General features: G+C 43.5%; 3 protein-coding genes and 1 other RNA gene. 1 reads left to right on the forward strand and 3 read right to left on the reverse strand.

All coding sequences use genetic code 11. The features are described 5' to 3' along the window. The first annotated feature begins 168 nt into the window (after positions 1 to 168). Positions 169 to 520, forward strand: a transfer-messenger RNA (tmRNA) gene (gene ssrA, locus BO219_RS14315). Between the two features lie 392 nt (positions 521 to 912). Here ssrA and BO219_RS14320 read toward each other — a convergent pair. The 3 genes from BO219_RS14320 to BO219_RS14945 all read right to left on the reverse strand — a co-directional run. Continuing rightward, positions 913 to 1,458 carry an RHS repeat-associated core domain-containing protein gene (locus BO219_RS14320; protein WP_226373846.1) on the reverse strand — a complete coding sequence of 182 codons (546 nt, stop codon included), beginning with the start codon at positions 1,456 to 1,458 and terminating at the stop codon, positions 913 to 915. 227 nt (positions 1,459 to 1,685) lie between these two features. After that, positions 1,686 to 1,976 (reverse strand): hypothetical protein, encoded by a 291-nt coding sequence (locus tag BO219_RS14325; RefSeq protein WP_003397521.1) that lies wholly within the window; start codon positions 1,974 to 1,976, stop codon positions 1,686 to 1,688. A gap of 18 nt (positions 1,977 to 1,994) precedes the next feature. Continuing rightward, positions 1,995 to 2,695, reverse strand: a 701-nt coding sequence (locus BO219_RS14945; protein ID WP_275531847.1) for an RHS repeat-associated core domain-containing protein, incomplete at its 5' end; no start/stop codon positions are given.

Here is a 2,695-nt window from a genome sequence, read left to right on the forward strand (position 1 = left end):
TTTCTTTCGTAATTGTTGTGCCAAGCACGCGATTGATACGATCTAACGTAATCGTAACGACGACTTCTTTTTTTGTCAGTATCGGGGCGTGACAGGCACGCTGCACATGAATAATGCAACAGCCAGTTATCCATCGCTTACGCTATTCCGATCTTTCTTCGCCACCGCGGGGACGATCCGGATTCGACAGGGGTAGGTCGAGCTTAAGCGGCGAGCCGAGGGGGACGTCCTCGTAAAAACGTCACCTAAAGATAACTGGCAAACAAAACTACGCTTTAGCTGCCTAATTGCTGCAGCTAGCTCTTCCCGCCATCGCCCGCGTGGCGTTCGAGGGGCTCATATGAAGCGGGCTACGCCCAAATCCGCCGCCTGAGGATGAGGGAAGAGACGAACCAGGCTAGCCGCCGGGAGGCCTGTCGGTAGGCGGAACGGACGGCGAAGCGAAATATACCGACTACGCTCGTAGATGCTTAAGTGGCGATGCCTCTGGACGTGGGTTCGACTCCCACCGTCTCCATTTCCAACATCCGAACGGTTCGGATGCGAAATCGTGAAACCCTTGATGCGACCGTGTTTGCGGTCGTTTTTGCTTTTTCAAGAATCCGAAAGAAGCCAGCGAATGGGCGAAAATTTTGCGCGGATTTTGCACCGCGTTTTTACCTTGCATTGTATACCGAGTTCGACAGTGACTAAGTAAACAAAATGCCTCTCATCCCTTGAGGCCAAAGGGACGAGAGGCATTTGGGCATCCTTCCAGCGTGTATCTAGGCGCGAGGATGGATGCCTACAATCTTCGGAGGCGGCCTCAACTCTAGCGCCGCCAAGAGCTGCACTTGTCTATTCTAACCAAGGAATCGAGTCCATGTCGCCTTTTTGGTTTGGCTGTAAATTTATGTTAGCTAATTTGCTCACCTACAGATTGTTATTAAACATTGATAAAATTTGATTCTCGGTGAAAGAGCCGGCACTAAAATCCCCAAAATTAGAGACCAAATAAGCAGCTGGTGCTAAATGTCCTGCTAGAAACTTCTCTGCAACTTTGCTGAGTTGTCCCGCTTTTGCGAGTTTTGAAACTATTCCTCCTCCTATAGCACCAGTAGCAGCACCTTTAAGAAGCTCTACTGCAAACTTTTTCCCACTAAAATGTTTAAAAGCATTTCTAGTTCCATATTTTGTAACAAGCTCTGCAACATAACCTACTGCATTAATAAAAGCACCGACCAATGCCTCTGCTACGATTATAGGAATGTGCCCACTCGGATCCACATACATTACTGGATTATTTTTCGTATACACATACTGATTCAAACTTTGCGGCTCGTTTTCAACCCCATGGAACGTATCTCTTGTCAAGAATCGCCCCATATTCGCCTCATAATACCGCGCCATTAGGTAGTATAGTCCGGTTTCCTCATCGTAATAATAGCCGGCATAACGGTATGGGTTCGCCGATGCCAGCGCACCGGTTTTAAACCGGTATCATCACAGACAGCTTATATTCGATTTTCAATACTAAGCGGCCTTTTTAGATTATTTTCTAATGCTCAATAAATTATTCCTTTCATTTTAAAACATACATTAAGAGGGGCATGGGACTGTTCACACCCCATGCCTAGTAAATAATGAGCTTTTAAACAGTCTGACGCCATTACGTCGTCTTTATAATTTCTTTTGTTTAATAGACATTAGAGGGTAGCTAGCAAATCGGTAACAAAAAAGTAAAGAAAACAGACACCCATTATTATAATAATAAAACCAAATACCATATAAAAAATTTTACCGAACCATACTGGCATAAACGGCATCACATACCTAATGAACTCATCCAACCACCCGTTCCCCGCTACTACATAGCCTCCCTTACGCTGGTCTAAATCCCGTTCTTTTGAAGAATATTTTATCCCTTTATAAACATAATAACTTCCCCCTAATATTAACAACAAAATAATAAAAGACATGCCTATATAATAGTCCATATAGTCCTCCTATAAGGATTATTTTGACTGCTTTGCAATTTCATATACATACTGTGTTATGACCCCGTTTACTTCCTTTTTTAAATCTTTAAAACTAAATTTTTCTCCATTGAGTAGCGCTGAAAGCACATAACTCTTAACTGCTTTCCCAAGATCATATGACAGTCTTACAAATAAGTTATATTGTGTTTTGCTAAAGTGATATGATGTTGGTAACTCATAAAGTGCTACAAGAGCCCCGGTCCTTCCTAACTTCACAAGGTAACTCCAATTGTTTTTAGCATACTTAAACGTTTTCTTAAAACTAAAATTGTAATCAATCAGTTTTTGAGCAAGATGTCCAGCAACAGCCGATAAAGCCCCTTTAGCCATTTCCCATGCAACATATCTAATAGCCGATACTAAAACTGCCTGTGCAACATACCCACTCGGATCCACATACATTACTGGATTATTTTTCGTATACACATACTGATTCAAACTTTGCGGCTCGTTTTCAACCCCATGGAACGTATCTCTTGTCAAGAATCGCCCCATATTCGCCTCATAATACCGCGCCATTAGGTAGTATAGCCCGGTTTCCTCATCGTAATAATACCCGGCATAACGGTATGGGTTCGCCGATGCCAGCGCACCGGTTTTGGACAGAATGTTACCCCATGCGTCATACTCGTATTGGGCGACGACATTTCCGCTTGCATCCGTCAATGCAACGACAT

The sequence above is a fragment of the Anoxybacillus kestanbolensis genome (assembly GCF_001996285.1).
Classification (GTDB): domain Bacteria; phylum Bacillota; class Bacilli; order Bacillales; family Anoxybacillaceae; genus Anoxybacillus; species Anoxybacillus kestanbolensis_A.